General features: G+C 69.1%; 9 protein-coding genes, 1 other RNA gene and 1 pseudogene. 8 read left to right on the forward strand and 3 right to left on the reverse strand.

Annotated elements, in window-relative coordinates; translation table 11 throughout:
• The first annotated feature begins 53 nt into the window (after positions 1-53).
• The 7 genes and pseudogenes from OHO27_RS30255 (at position 54) to OHO27_RS30285 (ending at position 6598) form a co-directional block, all read left to right on the forward strand.
• Positions 54-632 carry a Uma2 family endonuclease gene (locus tag OHO27_RS30255; RefSeq protein WP_328428131.1) on the forward strand — a complete coding sequence of 193 codons (579 nt, stop codon included), beginning with the start codon at positions 54-56 and terminating at the stop codon, positions 630-632.
• Between the two features lie 45 nt (positions 633-677).
• On the forward strand, positions 678-1502 hold the full coding sequence (locus tag OHO27_RS30260; protein WP_328428132.1) for an AraC family transcriptional regulator: 825 nt from the start codon (positions 678-680) through the stop codon (positions 1500-1502).
• Between the two features lie 19 nt (positions 1503-1521).
• Positions 1522-2304: pseudogene (locus tag OHO27_RS43225) on the forward strand (DMT family transporter); the annotation flags it as partial.
• A gap of 100 nt (positions 2305-2404) precedes the next feature.
• Positions 2405-2811, forward strand: an RNA gene (gene rnpB / locus OHO27_RS30270) — RNase P RNA component class A.
• A 364-nt stretch (positions 2812-3175) separates the two neighbouring features.
• Positions 3176-3736, forward strand: coding sequence for an RNA polymerase sigma factor (locus OHO27_RS30275; RefSeq protein WP_328428134.1), 561 nt, complete (start codon positions 3176-3178; stop codon positions 3734-3736).
• Positions 3733-4149, forward strand: a complete 417-nt coding sequence (locus OHO27_RS30280) for a transmembrane transport protein (protein ID WP_328428135.1) — start codon at positions 3733-3735, stop codon at positions 4147-4149. The genes OHO27_RS30275 and OHO27_RS30280 overlap by 4 nt, the downstream gene beginning before the upstream one ends.
• A 172-nt stretch (positions 4150-4321) precedes the next feature.
• The gene (locus OHO27_RS30285) at positions 4322-6598 is read left to right on the forward strand and encodes a GmrSD restriction endonuclease domain-containing protein (protein ID WP_328428136.1); all 2277 of its coding nucleotides are present in this window, start codon (positions 4322-4324) and stop codon (positions 6596-6598) included.
• Between the two features lie 64 nt (positions 6599-6662).
• Here OHO27_RS30285 and OHO27_RS30290 read toward each other — a convergent pair whose 3' ends face one another.
• A complete protein-coding gene (locus OHO27_RS30290; protein WP_443059629.1) occupies positions 6663-6884 on the reverse strand; it encodes a hypothetical protein in 222 nt (73 codons plus the stop codon).
• A gap of 126 nt (positions 6885-7010) precedes the next feature.
• Between OHO27_RS30290 and pglW the strand changes: the two genes are divergently transcribed.
• Entirely contained in the window at positions 7011-11396 is a 4386-nt protein-coding gene (gene pglW, locus OHO27_RS30295) for a BREX system serine/threonine kinase PglW (protein ID WP_328428137.1), read from the forward strand.
• A gap of 1625 nt (positions 11397-13021) precedes the next feature.
• Here the strand turns inward: pglW and OHO27_RS30300 are convergent.
• Together OHO27_RS30300 and OHO27_RS30305 are read right to left on the reverse strand one after the other, a co-directional pair.
• Positions 13022-14374, reverse strand: a complete 1353-nt coding sequence (locus tag OHO27_RS30300; protein ID WP_328428138.1) for a KGGVGR-motif variant AAA ATPase — start codon at positions 14372-14374, stop codon at positions 13022-13024.
• Positions 14375-14445: 71 nt separating this feature from the next.
• Positions 14446-14907, reverse strand: a complete 462-nt coding sequence (locus OHO27_RS30305; RefSeq protein WP_328428139.1) for a hypothetical protein — start codon at positions 14905-14907, stop codon at positions 14446-14448.
• Positions 14908-14973 lie beyond the last annotated feature (66 nt).

A 14973-nucleotide genomic window follows, 5' to 3' on the forward strand; every position in this document is an offset into this window, starting at 1 on the left:
CAGGTGATCTTCCGATGTCCCAGGCTGGCGAGCGACCGAAGGAGGGGCGTGACATGACTGCCATGGCCCACGAGCCGCTCACGCAGGAAGAGGTCCTGCTGGAGGGCTTTCTCGCCCTGGACACGCCGGAGGGCTTCCGGGCCGAGTTGATCGAGGGGGAGATCGTTGTGACGCCGCCGCCGGACGGGGATCACGAGGACTGCATCGGGCTGATCTTGGAGCAGGTGTATCTGAATTCCCGGACCAGAATGCAGTTCGCCGGAACCAAGGGTTTGATTCTGCCGGGCAGTGGGGGTGGCCAGAAAGATCGCGTGATCCCTGACGGCACCTTCGCTCCCAGAGAACTACGCCTCTACCGCGGTGCGGACTCATGGATGCCCTGCGACGGTGTCACCATGGTGCTTGAGGTGACATCCACCAAGCCCAGGGCCGATCGTGAGGCCAAGCGTCGGTGCTACGCCCGCGGCGGCATCCCGCTCTACCTGCTCGTTGACCGCGAAGCCTCCTCGATCACGCTGTTCAGCGATCCCGAGAAGGACGACTATCGGGAGCACTGCACCCGTCCAATGGGCAAACCACTCTCTCTCCCGGAGCCCTTCGGTTTCGAGCTGGAGACAGCGGACTTTCTGTGACGCTGCCTGTGTTGCACCCCCAGGACGACACGCTGGGGGTGTGCGGTGAAGGAACAGGCACTGTGGACCAGAGCGCGACTCGGCCGGGACGGCCCCCCGCTCGACCTGCTCACCGCCCGCTTCGACCGGCACGTCTACGCCCCGCACGCCCATGACGAGTTCACGATCGGCGTGTGCTTCGGCGGCAGCGAGATCATCGACTACCGGGGCGGCCGCATCCGCCCCGCCCCCGGCTCCATCGTCGTACTGGCACCGGGAGAGATGCACACAGGCGGCCCGGCAGAGACCGGCGGCTACGCCTACCGGGCCCTGTACGCCCATCCGTCCCTGCTGACCGACGGCACCCTCGGCACCGCCTCCCCGCACTTCCGCGACCCCCTCCTCGACGACCCCGACCTGGCCACCGCCCTGAGCCGCACGCACGCCGAACTGGCCGCCTGCCCGGACCCCCTGGAGGCCGAGTCCCGCATCCCGTGGCTCATGACAGCCCTGGCCCGCCGCCACTCCACGGCCCGGGCGGTCCCCGACACGGTCGCGGGCGCCGATCACATAGCGAGGACCGTCCGCGACCGCCTCGCCGACGAGCTCACGGCCCCACCGTCCCTCGCGTCCCTGGCCACCGACCTCGGCCTCTCCCGCTACCAGCTCCTGCGTGCCTTCCGTACGACGATGGGGGTGCCGCCGTACGCCTGGCTGGCCCAGCACCGGGTGAGCAGGGCACGAGGCCTGCTGGAGACGGGCCGGCGCCCGGCCGAGGTCGCAGGCCTGGTCGGCTTCGCGGACCAGGCGCACCTCACGCGCTGGTTCCGCCGCGTCCTGGGCGTCACCCCGGCGGCGTACCGCAACAGCGTTCAAGACACGGGAGTGTGAGCCGACCGACACTCGCCGCATGACTGCACGCGGCTGGTTTCTCTTCGCCCTGATGAGCGTGGTCTGGGGCATCCCGTATCTACTGATCAAGGTGGCGGTGGACGAGGTCTCCCCGTCGATGGTGGTGTTCACGCGGTGCGCCCTGGGCGCGACGCTCCTGCTCCCGTTCGCGATCCGCCAGGGAGGCCTGCCCCGGACGGTACGACGGCACTGGCGGCCGATGCTGGCCTTCGCGTTCATAGAGATCATCGGCCCGTGGTGGACCCTGACCGACGCGGAACGCCACCTGTCCAGCTCGACGGCGGGCCTGCTGATCGCCGGCGTACCGATAGTCGGCGTCGCCCTGGCCCGCTTCTTCGGCCAGACGGAGCACCTGGGCGTCCGCCGCCTGACCGGCCTCCTCCTGGGCCTGGCAGGCGTGGCGACCCTGACCGTCCCCCACCTGACCGGCGGCGACGCCCGCTCCCTGGCGGAGGTCCTGTTGACGGTGCTGGGCTACGCGACGGCGCCCCTGATCGCGGCGCGCTGGCTGAGAGACGTCCCCTCCCTCCACCTCACCGCGGCCTGCCTGACCCTCGCGGCCCTGGTCTACGCCCCCGCGGCGGCCCTGACCCGGCCGGCCGTGATGCCGTCGGCTGAGAGTTTGACCTCCCTGGCCGCCCTGGGTGCGATCTGCACGGCGGTCGCCTTCGTGGCCTTCCTGGAGCTGATCAAGGAGGTCGGCCCGACGCGGGCGACGGTCTTCACGTACGTCAATCCGGCGGTCGCGGTGGCGGCCGGGGCCCTGTTCCTGGACGAGTCCCTGACCGCCGGGATCGCCGTGGCCTTCGCTCTGATCCTCGCGGGCTCGGTACTGGCGACGACGGCCCCCCGTAGGCCGGTAACATGGTCCACACGGCAGACGAGCCGGGCGGACGGCCGCGTGAAGTCCCTCAGGGGGCTTCCCGAGGAACGTCCGGGCTCCACAGGGCAGGGTGGTGGCTAACGGCCACCCGGGGTGACCCGCGGGACAGTGCCACAGAAAGCAAACCGCCCGGCGCTTCGGCGCCGGGTAAGGGTGAAACGGTGGTGTAAGAGACCACCAGTGCCCAGGGCGACCTGGGCAGCTAGGTAAACCCCACCCGGAGCAAGGTCAAGAAGGGGCCGCCTTAACCGGTGGCCCTGCGCGGACGTTCGAGGGCTGCCCGCCCGAGTCCGCGGGTAGACCGCAGGAGGCCGGCGGCAACGCCGGTCGTAGATGGATGGCCGTCGCCCAGGGCTCCGCGAGGAACCCTGGGAACAGAACCCGGCGTACAGCCCGACTCGTCTGCCGCCAAGGGTCCCTGACCAGCGAAAGTGCTGGTCAAAGGCCTTTCTTTGCCGGATCAGGGGCTCGCTCACACCCCGTTCCGCACCGGTTCAAACCGGACCGCTCGGCTACGTAAGTAGCCGCGAGAGTAGCCATGAATCGTGGGGTCGGAGATCGGCCGCGGCGGGGTCTGACCAGGTGCAGGCGGCCTCTGTCCTGGGGCATCGGGACGGTTCCGCCGCGATGCTTGAGCATGCAGTGCAGCCGCTTCTGGCTTGTACCTCTCAGACAGCCCTGCTTAAAAAACCGCTCTGGAAGCGGGCCGACGGGCAGGGCCGGAGTTCATGGTCAGGGCGCTTCACTGTGTCCATGAATGACTGTCCAGGTGAGCGCGCCATCGGTCGCGGGCGGTGGCTCTCTAAATGGCTCCCCGACTGTCCGCTGCCAGCTTGGGGAGCGGGAGGCGTTCCGCGAACTGGTGGCCATGTGGCACCCCCGGCTGTGGCGCTATGTCCGGGGCATGGTCAGCTCTCCGCACCTCGCGGACGATCTTGCTCAGGAGGCGTGGGTCGCTGTGGTGCGCGGTCGGCCGCGGCTGCGGCAGCCGGAGCGGTTCGCCCCCTGGCTGTTCACCATCGCCCGGCGCACGGTCACCGACCATCTGCGGCAGACGTACAAGGCTCCGGAGACGGCCATGGAGGAAGCCTCGACTGTCGTCGCCGACGACGAGCTCGGCAGTGTGCTCACCATGATGCAGATCGAGGCAGGTCTTGCTGCTCTGCCGCCCTTGGAGCGCGAGGTGCTGATCCTTTTCCACCTGGAGGACCTGCCACTGGCTTCCTGCGCGGAGGTGCTCGGCGTACCGGCCAGCACGGTCAAGAGCAGGCTGTATCGCGCTCGGCGCATGCTGCGCAACCACCTTGCCGAGAAGGGATACGAGGCATGAGCGAGCAGAACCGTGCAGCGCAGCGGGCCGTGCCCGAGCAACTGGAGCGCGCGCTGGCCACGGAGGTGTCACTGCGGTCCCGGCTGCGCCACGTGGCAGTGGGCCTGGCCGGGGGATGCGGCGCGGCCATGATCGCGGTGCTGTGGGCCACCGAGCCGGATGCTCTGCCGACGCGTACCCAGGCCGCCTTCGCCGGACTGATCGCCATCGGCCTGGCCTGGGCAGTCCTTGGCGGCTGGGTGCTGAGCAGGCGTCGGCCGCTGTTCGCCCGGGACGGGGTGCTGTCCGCCCGGATCGCACTGGCGGCGACCGTGGTGACCGCCCTGGCCGGGGTGGCGCTGGCTGGAGTCCGCGGCAGCACCGCCGGCCTCCATCTGCGAGGAGCAGTGATCTGGATGTGCAGCCTCCAGTGATCACGACTTCAGGCAGGCCCTAGTTGGGTCCCGCTGCCGTGCAATCCTCCTTGTGGCAAGGGCCATTGGTCCTGCGTTGCGGCGTGTCTGCGTGGTAGAAAACTGATGCTGTTCCCACGCTCTGACCGCTTCCGCCGGCCAGTTGCCCTCGGACGTTAGGAGCCCCTCGGCTGTGCCACCCACTTTGTACCGCGACACTGGTTACACGCTCCGGCACCTGATCGAGAACATCGAAGGCGGCCGTATCGGACTCCCCGACATCCAACGCCCGTTCGTCTGGTCCGCGGCGAAGACCCGCGATCTCTTCGACTCGATGTATCGGGGCTACCCGATCGGCACCTTGATGTTCTGGGAGACCGGCGCTGAGGTGGGGACGCGGCAGATCGGAACGCAAGTCGGCGATCGAGCGCCCCAGCTGTTGGTCGTTGACGGGCAGCAGCGGCTCACCGCCCTGTTCGCTGTCCTCACCGGGCGCAAGATCGTCACTAAGTCTTTCGACGAGATCAACGTTCGCATCGCGTTCCGCCCGGAGGACCAGACTTTCGAGGTCACGGACGCGGCGATCGAGCGTGACGCCCACTTCATTCCGGACATCACCGCGCTCTGGGCCCACGGCGGTTACAAGCCCACCGTCCGGCAGTTCTTTCAACGGCTCGAACAGGCCAGCGGTCAGCCTTTGTCGGACGCTGCCAAGGATGAGCTCGAAGAACGCATCGACGGGGTCCGGGACCTGCACGAGTTCCGCTTTCAGGTTGTGGAGCTTGGCGCTTCGGCAAACGAGGAGCAGGTCGCCGACATCTTCGTGCGCATCAACTCCGAAGGCGTGAAGCTCAACCAGTCGGACTTCATCCTCACCCTGATGTCAGTGCATTGGGAGAAGGGGCGCCGCCAGCTTGAAGACTTCAGCCGCGGCGCGGTGATCGCAGGACTCCCCGGTCCGAGCCCTCGGAACGCCTTTCTGGATCCCAGCCCGGACCAGCTGCTGCGCGTAGCCGTCGCTGTCGCCTTCCGGCGCGCCCGGCTGCAGCACGTCTATAGCGTCCTGCGAGGAAAGGACCTCGAAACCGGCAAGGTCACCGCCGCTCGACGGCAGGAGCAGTTCGACCGGCTCGCCCAAGCACACACGAAGGTCCTGGACCTGACCAGCTGGCATGAGTTCTTCCAGTGCGTCACGGCGGCCGGCTTCCGCAGCCGCAAGATGATCACCTCCGACAACGCCCTGCTGTACAGCTACACGATCTGGCTGATCGGACGCCACGACTTCGGGCTGACGGCCGATGAACTCCGCCCCGTGATCGAACGGTGGTTCTTCATGGCGCACACCACCGGCAGGTACTCCAACTCGCCGGAGTCACAGATGGAGTTCGATCTGGGACGCATCGGCAGTCTGCCGCCAGGTGACGGCCGAGCCTTCACCGCGGAACTCGACCGGATCATTGCAGCGAACTTCACCGGCGACTACTGGGATATCTCCCTGCCGAACCGGTTGGACACCTCCTCGTCGCGTTCACCGGTGCTGTTCGCCTACCAGGCGGCGCTCAACATCCTCGACGCCGAAATGCTCCTCGGCGACCAACGAATCCGTGATCTGCTGGACCCCTCAGCCAAACCCGCCAGGGCTGTCGACCGGGACAACCTGTTCCACCGCAAGGCGCTCGCCAGACTGGGTATCACCGACCGGCGCCAAGTCAATGCCATCGCCAACATGGCCTACGTGACGTGGCCGGCAGATGAACCGTCCAACACCGACGCACCACATGACTACTGGCCGAGAATCACGGAAGCGATGGACCCGGAGGTGCTCGAGCGGCAGGTACGGTGGCACGCGCTCCCGGTCGGCTGGGAACAGCTCGACTATTTCACCTTCCTGGAACGGCGGCGCCAGCTGATCGCCAAGGTCGTGCGGGAAGCGTTCGAAACCCTTACGGGGGAACGCCCCGCCTACGTCCCGACCACCCCGGCAGACATGATCGCCGCCGGCGAGTCCCAGGGCACCGAGTTCAAGGCCAGTGCCCGCTGGAACGTGCACACCCGGCAGGCCGACAAGTCCCTACGGCACAACATCGTCAAGGCCGTCTGCGGCTTCCTGAACGGCGAGGGCGGAAACCTGTTTATCGGCGTCGCCGACGACGGGACTGTCCTCGGCATCGAGAACGACCTCACCACTCTGGAGTCGCAGGCCGACGTCGACGGGTACGAGCTCTTCGTACGCCAACTCCTCGACAGCAGCCTGTCGACCCCGACAGCGACCACCGTCCGCGTACGCTTCCCCGAAATTTCCGGCAACGTCGTCTGTCAGATCGGCGTTGCCGCGGCCGGTAGGCCGGTGTTCGCCAAGCCCGCCAAGGGCGGCAACGGCGCCACCGACTTCTGGGTCCGGGTCGGCAACGCCACCAAGCAGCTCCACGGCGATGACCTCCTGCGCTACCAGGAGGAACACTGGGGATGAGCGTCCTTATGGCCAGCCCTCCGACCAGAGGGGAATGTGAACTGTTCCGGGTTTGATCGAGACTCTAGGCGGTGACTGTGACCTGGTGCTTCGTGGTTTCGCGGTAGTAGTTGGTCTCGTGTTCGGCCGGTGGGATGTGCCCTGTCTCACCGTGCAGTCGGCGGTGGCAGTACCAGTCGACCCACTCGGCGGTGGCCGGCTCGACCTCGGACGGCGTCTTCCAGGGCCGACGAGGCTTGATCAGCTCGGTCTTGAACTCTTCGCCGGTCGCCGCCTGCCCGCCCACCTTGGGAGCACGGCGAACGGATGCTGCCTGTCAGTCGGGCGCGGTAAGGTCAACCAGGGATTTTGGCCCGAAAGGGCGTGAGGAGACAGCGGAGGTCGGACGGTGACGGCAGGAGGCTCGCGGCCGGTGCCCAAGCCGGGACCGCCGCGTCCGGCGCAGCAGTGGTTCCAGGATCGCCCCTCCCCGTACCCCTGGGAGCAGGACGCTCTCGACCATGTGCGTCGCCTGATGCCGGCCGCCGAGCCGTATCGCGCCTGGGCCACTTTCTCCTTCACCGCGCAGTCGGGCCGTATCAACGAGTGCGACCTGCTGATCGCGGTACCCGCCGGCCTTTACCTGGTCGAGATCAAGAGCCATCCAGGACGCCTGGAGAACAACGGATCCACCTGGAACTTCCGAGGCTCCGACCGCACCCGGACGATCAACAACCCGCTGCACTTCAACGATGCCAAGTCGAAGGACCTCAAGAGCAGACTCCTGTGGGCGGCCCGCAGGTTGGGCATCCCCGAACGCTCCGTGCCGCGTGTGGAACCGGCGATCTTCCTCTCGGCTCCGGACCTCGAGAGCCATCTCGACGACGTCCAGAAGGTCAAGGTCTACGGTCGCGACGACCGCCCCACCGGCCTGAAGCGCATCTGGCAGGACTTCCTCGGCCTGCCGCCCGACCGCCCCGACCGCCGCATCACGCCCGACTTCTCCCGGAATACGCTGCCGCGTCTGCTGAAGGCCATCGGTGTCCAGCAGTCCACGGCCCATCTCAGGTTCGGCGACGCCTGGAAGCTGCAGCCGCACCCCCTGGACCGCGGGCAGTCCTGGGAGGACCGCCTGGCCACGCGCGACGACGGCCTCGTCCAGGAGGAGGGCCGCGTCCGTATCTACCTGGTCGGCCATATGGCCACCGAGGCCGCGAAGAAGTCGACCGATCGCGCGGCCCGCCGCGAGTACCAGGTCCTGCAGGGCATCACGCACCGCGGCATCGTCGAGGCCGTCGAGATCCGCGAGCACCATGGCGGACCCGCGATCCTCTTCCGCCACCGGCACACGGACCTGCGCCTCGACCAGTACCTGGCCATCTACGGGGGCAAGCTCACCCCCGAGATCCGCCTCGATCTCGTACGACAGCTCGCCGAAGCGGTCCGCTACGCGCACAACCGCGCCCTCTACCACCGGGCCCTGGCGGCCAGTTCCGTCTACGTCTCCTTCCGGTCCGACGGGACGCGCCCCGAGCTGCGCATCACCGACTGGCAGACCGCGGCCCGCGACTTCGACAGCAACGCCACCTTCTTCCGCTCCATCGGCGGCTCGGCACTCGACGCCGCTCTGATCGAGGACGCGGCCCGCCTCTATCTCGCCCCCGAGACCGACCAGCCGTACGCCGAACCGGCAGACCTGGACATGTTCGGCCTCGGCGCTGTCGCGTACCTGATCCTCACCGGTCAGCCTCCCGCCACTCAGCGCAGCGCGCTGAGCGAGCGCCTGCGCACCGATTCGGGGCTGCATCTGTACGCCGTCGCCGACGGTTTCTCGGACGCCCTCGACGACCTCGTCTTCAAGGCCACCCGCTCCGACGTGACCGAACGCCTCGGCTCCGCCGAGGAGTTCCTCGACCTCCTGGACAAGGCGGAGCGCGCCAGCGTGCTGCCCGAGGCACCCGCCGCCGTCGGCGTCGACCCGCTGGAGGCGCTGCCCGGCCAGTCGCTCGACGCGGAATGGTCCGTACGCCGCGTTCTCGGCACCGGCGCCACGGCCCGCGCCCTTCTCGTGGAGCGCGTGGTCGAGGACGAGGACGGCCGCACACAGATCGACGAGCGCGTCTTCAAGGTCGCTCTGGACGAGCAGAAGGCCGAACGGCTGCGTGCCGAGGCGGGCGTCCTCAAGGAGGTCGGGGGCGGCGCGGTCGTACAACTGCGGGGGGAAGGGCTGCGCGAGATCGGCGGACGCACCGTCCTGCAGCTCGAGTACGCCGGTGAGCAGTCCCTGGGTGCCCGGCTGCGAGGCAAGGGCAAGTTGACGTACCACGAGCTGGAGCGCTTCGGCGACGATCTGTTCAGGGCGCTCGACCAGCTGGCCGCCAACGGCGTCCTGCACCGCGACCTGAAGCCCGACAACTTCGGCATCCACCACAGCAAGGACCGGATCTGGCGCCTGAAGCTGTTCGACTTCTCCCTCGCCGACGCCTCCGAGCGTGACATCAAGGCGGGCACGCGCGGCTACCTCGACCCCTTCCTCGGCTCCCTGCGGCGGCCGTACTACGACGACCACGCCGAGCGGTACGCGGCGGCCGTCACCCTGCACGAGATGGCCGGCGGTGAGCGCCCCATGTGGGGCGACGGACAGGTGGACCCGCTCACCAACGAGTCCGCCGAACTGTACGTCGCGTCAGAGCTGTTCGAACCGGCTCTCAACGACGGCCTCACGTCCTTCTTCAGGCGAGCGCTGCACCGCGACACCGAGCACCGCTTCGACACGCTGCGGCAGATGCACGACGAGTGGCGCGAGGTGTTCCGGGCTGCCGACGCGACCAAGCCGGCCACCACCCCGGCCACGGTCGGTACCCAGGCCGAGGACGCGGAGGAGGCCCGTGACGCCGCCGCCGAGGCCGCGGACGCCGAGACCCTGCTGGACGCCGCAGGCCTGTCGCCCCGGGCCGTGTCCGTCGCGCACGGGCTGGGCGCCACCAAGGTGGGAGAGCTGCTCAACGTCCAGCCGTACGCGATCTCGAAGGCGCGGGGCGCGGGTGCGCTCGTACGCAAGGAACTCAACCGGCGCCGCAAGCAGTGGGCGATCGCCCTGCGGCAGCCCACCGGGGCCGACGTCCGACCCGCGGTACCGGCCACACGCACGGACGGTGACCCCGAGCCGGACGGATCGCTGATCCTCTCGATAGACGACATGGCCGCCAGGCTCACCCCCGAACCCGGTCGCAAGGGTTCTCACCGTGCGCCGGTGGTCCGGCTCACGCTGGGTCTGCCGCCCGAGGAGGGCGGACTGTCGCCGTTGGGTCCTTGGCCGGTCCAGGCCCGCATCGCAGACCATCTCAAGATCAAGCAGCCGCCGGTCTCGCGTCACCACCGCATCGAGATCAAGCAGTGGGCCGAGGCGGACTGGCTGAGGCGGGTGCGCGAAGAGCTGGTCGAGATCGTCACGGCGGCCGGGCGGGTCATGACCGCGCAGGAGGCGGCCGCCGAGCTGCGCGTCCGGCACGGCGCGGGCGACGACACGCCAGAGCGTACGCTCGCGAGGGCGCTGGCCGTGGTACGGGCCGCCACCGAGGCCGAGCTGTGGGACGGCGAGGGCGTGGAACAGCACGAGCCGCGCCTGGCCGTGCACCGACGAGGCGACACCGTACTGATCGCCGCGGAGTCGCTGCCCGGGACCGACGACCCGAGCCCCCGTGAACTGGCCGACTATGCGGCCGAGTTGGGGTCGGTGGCGGAGCGACTGGCACGTCAGGAGCCACTGCCGGGACGAGCCGCGGTGGTCCGGGACCTGCGCGCGGTACCCGCCCCGGAGGGCTTCGCCCCGCTCGCGGACACCCGGCTGGTCGACCTCGCAGCCGCCGTCGCCGTGGGGACCGAGGTCACTCCGCGCCTGGAGCTGTACCCCCGTGACCTCAGCCTGGACCGCGCCCTGCGCATCTCGCAGGCAGGGGCGGGAGTACGACGGGACCGTGGCGTCACCGTCGCCGAGCTGCTGGCGCGGCTGCGTGCGCGCTTCCCCGTGCTCGATGCGCTCTCCACAGAGCGAGAGCCGACGTACGTCGAGCTGGAGGACCCGCTCAGGGAGGCGCGCTTCGAGCTCCGGTACGACACCAAGCTGGAGCGGTTCTTCCCGCCGGCCCTGGAGACGGTCGGCCAGTGGACGTCCACCGGGACGGGCACCAGTTACGTGTCGCCCGGCCCCGGCATCCCGGCGGTCGCGGAGGTGGACGGGGATCCGCACGCCGCCACCCGTGCCAGGCTCGCTTCCCGCGTTCTGCGCGGCGGTTTCCTCGCGCTGACCGTGAAGGGCAGCCGGCTGCCGGGTGCCGCCGAGGCGGTGGCCGCGGCGTTCCCCGTCGAACCCGTCGACCTGGGGCGGGAGTTCCTCGCCGAGTTCCGCGCGCTGGCGGCGGAGAAGGGGCAGGACTGGGAGAAGGTCCTGCGCGCCGACGCGGGCTCCGCGCCGGGGCAGATCAAGCGAGGTCTGGCTTCGTTCGTCCGCGCGGTCTGGGTACGTCTGGAGGCGGCCCTGCTGGAGCGGGCCGTGGCACCTCGCACGGTCCTCTTCCTGCATGACACGGGGCTGCTCGCCCGGTACTGGGACGAAGGCGGCCACGACCTCCTGGTCCGGCTGCAGACGGCGGCCCGCCGACCGGCCGACGACCCGCACGGGCTGTGGCTGCTGTGCCCCGTGGACACGCGGACGCAGGTCCCGCATCTGGACGGGCGGACGGTCGAGGTGATCGGCGGCGACGGGGAACGGGCGTACCTCGACGGCGACTTCCTGATGGCAGTGACTGCGGCGGCCTGAGCGCTCCGCCGGAAGTGCCGGGTGGAAGTGCCGCGATGTGCCGTCGGTCGTCTGTGGCGCCGTCGTGGCTGGTCGCGCAGTTCCCCGCGCTCCCTCGGGGCGTTCGGCGCCCTCCGCCGCCTTCAAGGCCGCGCACCGGGATCTGCCTGTGGTCAGTGTGCGCGCCGGGAGACGCCCCTTGCGGCCGATGCCGAAAGCCAGGCGGTAGACATCGGGGATGTCGACCGCGTAGTCGCGCAGGTCGGTGGCGCCCGCCGCGCGCCGTGTCATCACGCCGAGCCTCTCCAACTCGTCGATCAGCTCACGGTGGTTGTCGACATCCTCCGGGCCGCTGCCCTGCGAGCCGTTCGCCAGGACCTCGCGCAGCCTCGCGGAGAGGGAGGAGTCCCGCCAGTAGGCGAGGACCACGGACGGCTGCATCGGTACCTGGCCGCCCCGCAGTTGCTCGACGGCGACCGCCGCCCAACGGATGTCCTCCGTGATCTCGTCCACGCGGATCTGGGAGGCGGTACTCACGGACGCGCGGATGGCGTCGTAGTGAAGGGCGTATTCGTGTGCGGGGTATCGATCCCGGCTGATGGTCGCCGCTGTGGAGACGGCCTGGAGGAGCGTGCGTGGACTCACCTGGCCCTTGCCGTCCTGCAGGTGGTTGGGAAGCCAGGTGTACGTGTGGCCACGGCGGTGGCTCGGGCCCATGTACGGGCCGGCCATGGTGACGAACAGATCGTGCTGGCGTTTCGGGGTGGCGATGACGTCGACGGGGGCGATGCACCTGCCTTCGCCCTCACTGCGCCAACTGCCCGTCCACGCACGGAACTTCTCCGCCTCGGGGCTCGGGTGGTTGCCGAGCTGGTGGTAGAGGAGGCCGTAGAGGTTCTCCGTGGTCCAGGTCAGGTCGGTGGCGTTGGCGCCGAGTTTGGAGGCGTCGGGGAAGTGCTTGGGGGCGCTCTCGTACATGTCCGGGCGGACGAAGATCTTCGCCCGGATCGCGCTGGTGCTCATGCGGAGGTCCAGTGCCACTTCGAAGAGGCCGGACACCAGCTGGTCGACGACCGGCCGCTCGTTGTGGAGATGCTCCAGGGCGTCGAAGATGAGCAGGTGGGTGCGGCCGCTCTTGCGGGCCTCCTGGTCGATCGTCCACAGTGCCCGCTCGTAGGACTCCATGTGGTCGGCGACCCAGCGGACCCGCTTGTCCCAGCCTTCGATGCGCAGGATCTCCGGGGCCCGGAGGCCGGTGAGGACGACCGCGGACCAGAGGTGCTGGGGTGTGACTCGGGGATCCTCCATGAGCTTGCTGATGCTGTGCTTGCTGGGGTGGTGCAGGTTCGGCTCGCCACCCCTCGCATGGCCCGTGGCGACCGTCATCCGTTCCAGCCGGGGCATCATGTACGAGGCCGCCGCGATCTCGCGCATCCTGCCGTCGCTGAGGACCTTGGTCCACACGGTCTTGCCGGAACCGCGTGCGCCGCGCACCACTGTCACGTCGGGGTCCAGCGCACGCCGGTGGCTCGACGGCGTGAACAGCCGCGTGACGTCGGGGCTCACGGTGTCGGCGTCGAAGGCGCTGCCGGGGGCGGTGGCGAGCAGCGTCCGGTACTCGTCGGTGGACAGCGGGTCCCGGTCCGTCATGACAGCTCCTCTCTCGGGAAGACGAGTTGGTAGACCTCGTCGAGGAACCTCTTGTACGCGGCCTCCACGAAGGGCAGTTCGGGCCAGTCGCGGTCCTGGAGCGGGTCGAGGCCGATCAGGTCGTGGCTGAAGAGGATCGGGATGGGCGAGTGCGGGGCCTGGTCGTCCTCCAGGGCCGGGTGGTACGCGTCCAGGTCCGCGCCCTCGGCGTCGTCGTAGAGCGTGTCGGCGAACATCTTCTGGGCGTTGTCGCGGAGCTTGTGCAGGCGCTGTATGTCCCCGACGGACCGGAACATGGCGGCCACGATACGGAGCCGCTCGCGCAGGTCGACGGCGCGGTCCGGTCGCTGCTTCCACTGGGAGAGCAGCATGCCGTAGCCGTACCAGGTGGACGGGTTGTCGACGGTGAAGAGCAGGGAGAGCCCGCTGAGCTGGGTAAGGGTGACGGCGGCGATGTCGTGGATGCCGGCGCGGCTGTCGAGCAGGACGACGTCCGGCTGCCGAGAGGTTCCGGCCACCTGCGCCTCGCAGGCGGCGATGGCCTCCTCCAGCCGTACGCAGAACGGCTTGGGCGCGCCGCCCGGTTCTGCGGGCGGGAGGTCGCTGTAGATGCGGTTCAGCTTCGCGAGGTAGTCGTAGTCGTCGCGGGGGCTGCCCCCGGCGGGCGCCAGCCAGATCTCGCCGTTGCCCTGGGTGGGGGTGAAGAACGAGCTCTGAGTGACCAACTCAAGCCCTTCGGCGTTGCCGACGCCGGCCTCGACCAGATGGTCGACGATGCCGTGCTCGGGCAGCTCGTCGAGGCCGTGCAGGAGTGTGGAGACTCCCGGGGACTCCAGGTCGAGGTCGACGACGAGGACGCAGTGGCCCTTCTCGGCGAAATGGCGGGCGAGGACGGCGGTCGCGGTGGAGCGCCCGACTCCGCCCTTGAACCCGTACAGGGCGACGCGTCGCTCTCGCACCTCGGGCTGCGGTGAAGCGCCCGGTGCGGCCTCCCGGGCCCAGTCGGCGCCCACGACGGTCCGTTCGAGTACGGCGACGCGGCCTCGGTGGCCTTGCTCGCCCTCGTTCTGCACGATGAGTTCGGGGGAGGCGAAGAACATCTCCGGTGCGAACATCGTGGACGCGGCCTGGACGGGTTGGGGGCCTGCGAAGGCCTGAGTGTCGTGTCGGAACGCCTCCGCCAGCGATTCCAGCTCCTCGGCGGGCAGTGGCTCGGACTCGTCGTCGATGAGGAGCGACGCACGCCCGAACAGGTCGCGTACGAGGACGGTGTCCCGGCCGGTTTCGGCGGTCCGGTGGGCGTGGCCCAGGGCGGCGTGCCACGCGGCGTCGAATCGGGTGGGGTTCATGGGGCGGGCGCCTGCTTTTCCACTTCGGCTCTGGCTTTGGCTTCGGCTGCGTTTGTGCTTTGTGCTTTGTGCTACTTCGCCTGTTGGTAGGCGGCGATCACGGTACGGGCCGCGGCGAGGTGACGTTTCACGCGCTGATCCGATATCTGCCTGCTGTCACGGTAGCGGTGGGCCACGTCCCACTCGTCGGTGGATTCCCGGAAGGGGTTCTGCTGGGGGATCTGCGCGAGCACGGTGGCGCCGCGGTGGCCGTTCGCGAGCAGGAGGAGTTGGTCCCAGACGTGGGGCAGGTGACAGTGTTCGGAGGCTCGCCTCGCCTTCTCGATCTGGGTCTTGCTCGGCGCCGCCGGGTTGTTCCTGATCGCCGGGCTGTACGGGATCCCGAGCGGGGTGTCCTGTTTGGAACCGAAGAAGTCGAGGAGCATCGCCTTGATGGCGCACTCCGCCGCGATTCCGGCCAGGTGGTCGGCGGAGCCGAAGAGCGGGGGTGACTTGGCGAGTTGCGTTGCCGCGTCGTAGTGGCAGCGGCCCACCTCTAAGAACGAGTGTTGGTGGGCGGGTCCGGGTGCGGGCGAGGCCGCCGGGACCGGAGGAGGTGT

The organism is Streptomyces sp. NBC_00443, assembly GCF_036014175.1.
GTDB lineage: Bacteria > Actinomycetota > Actinomycetes > Streptomycetales > Streptomycetaceae > Streptomyces.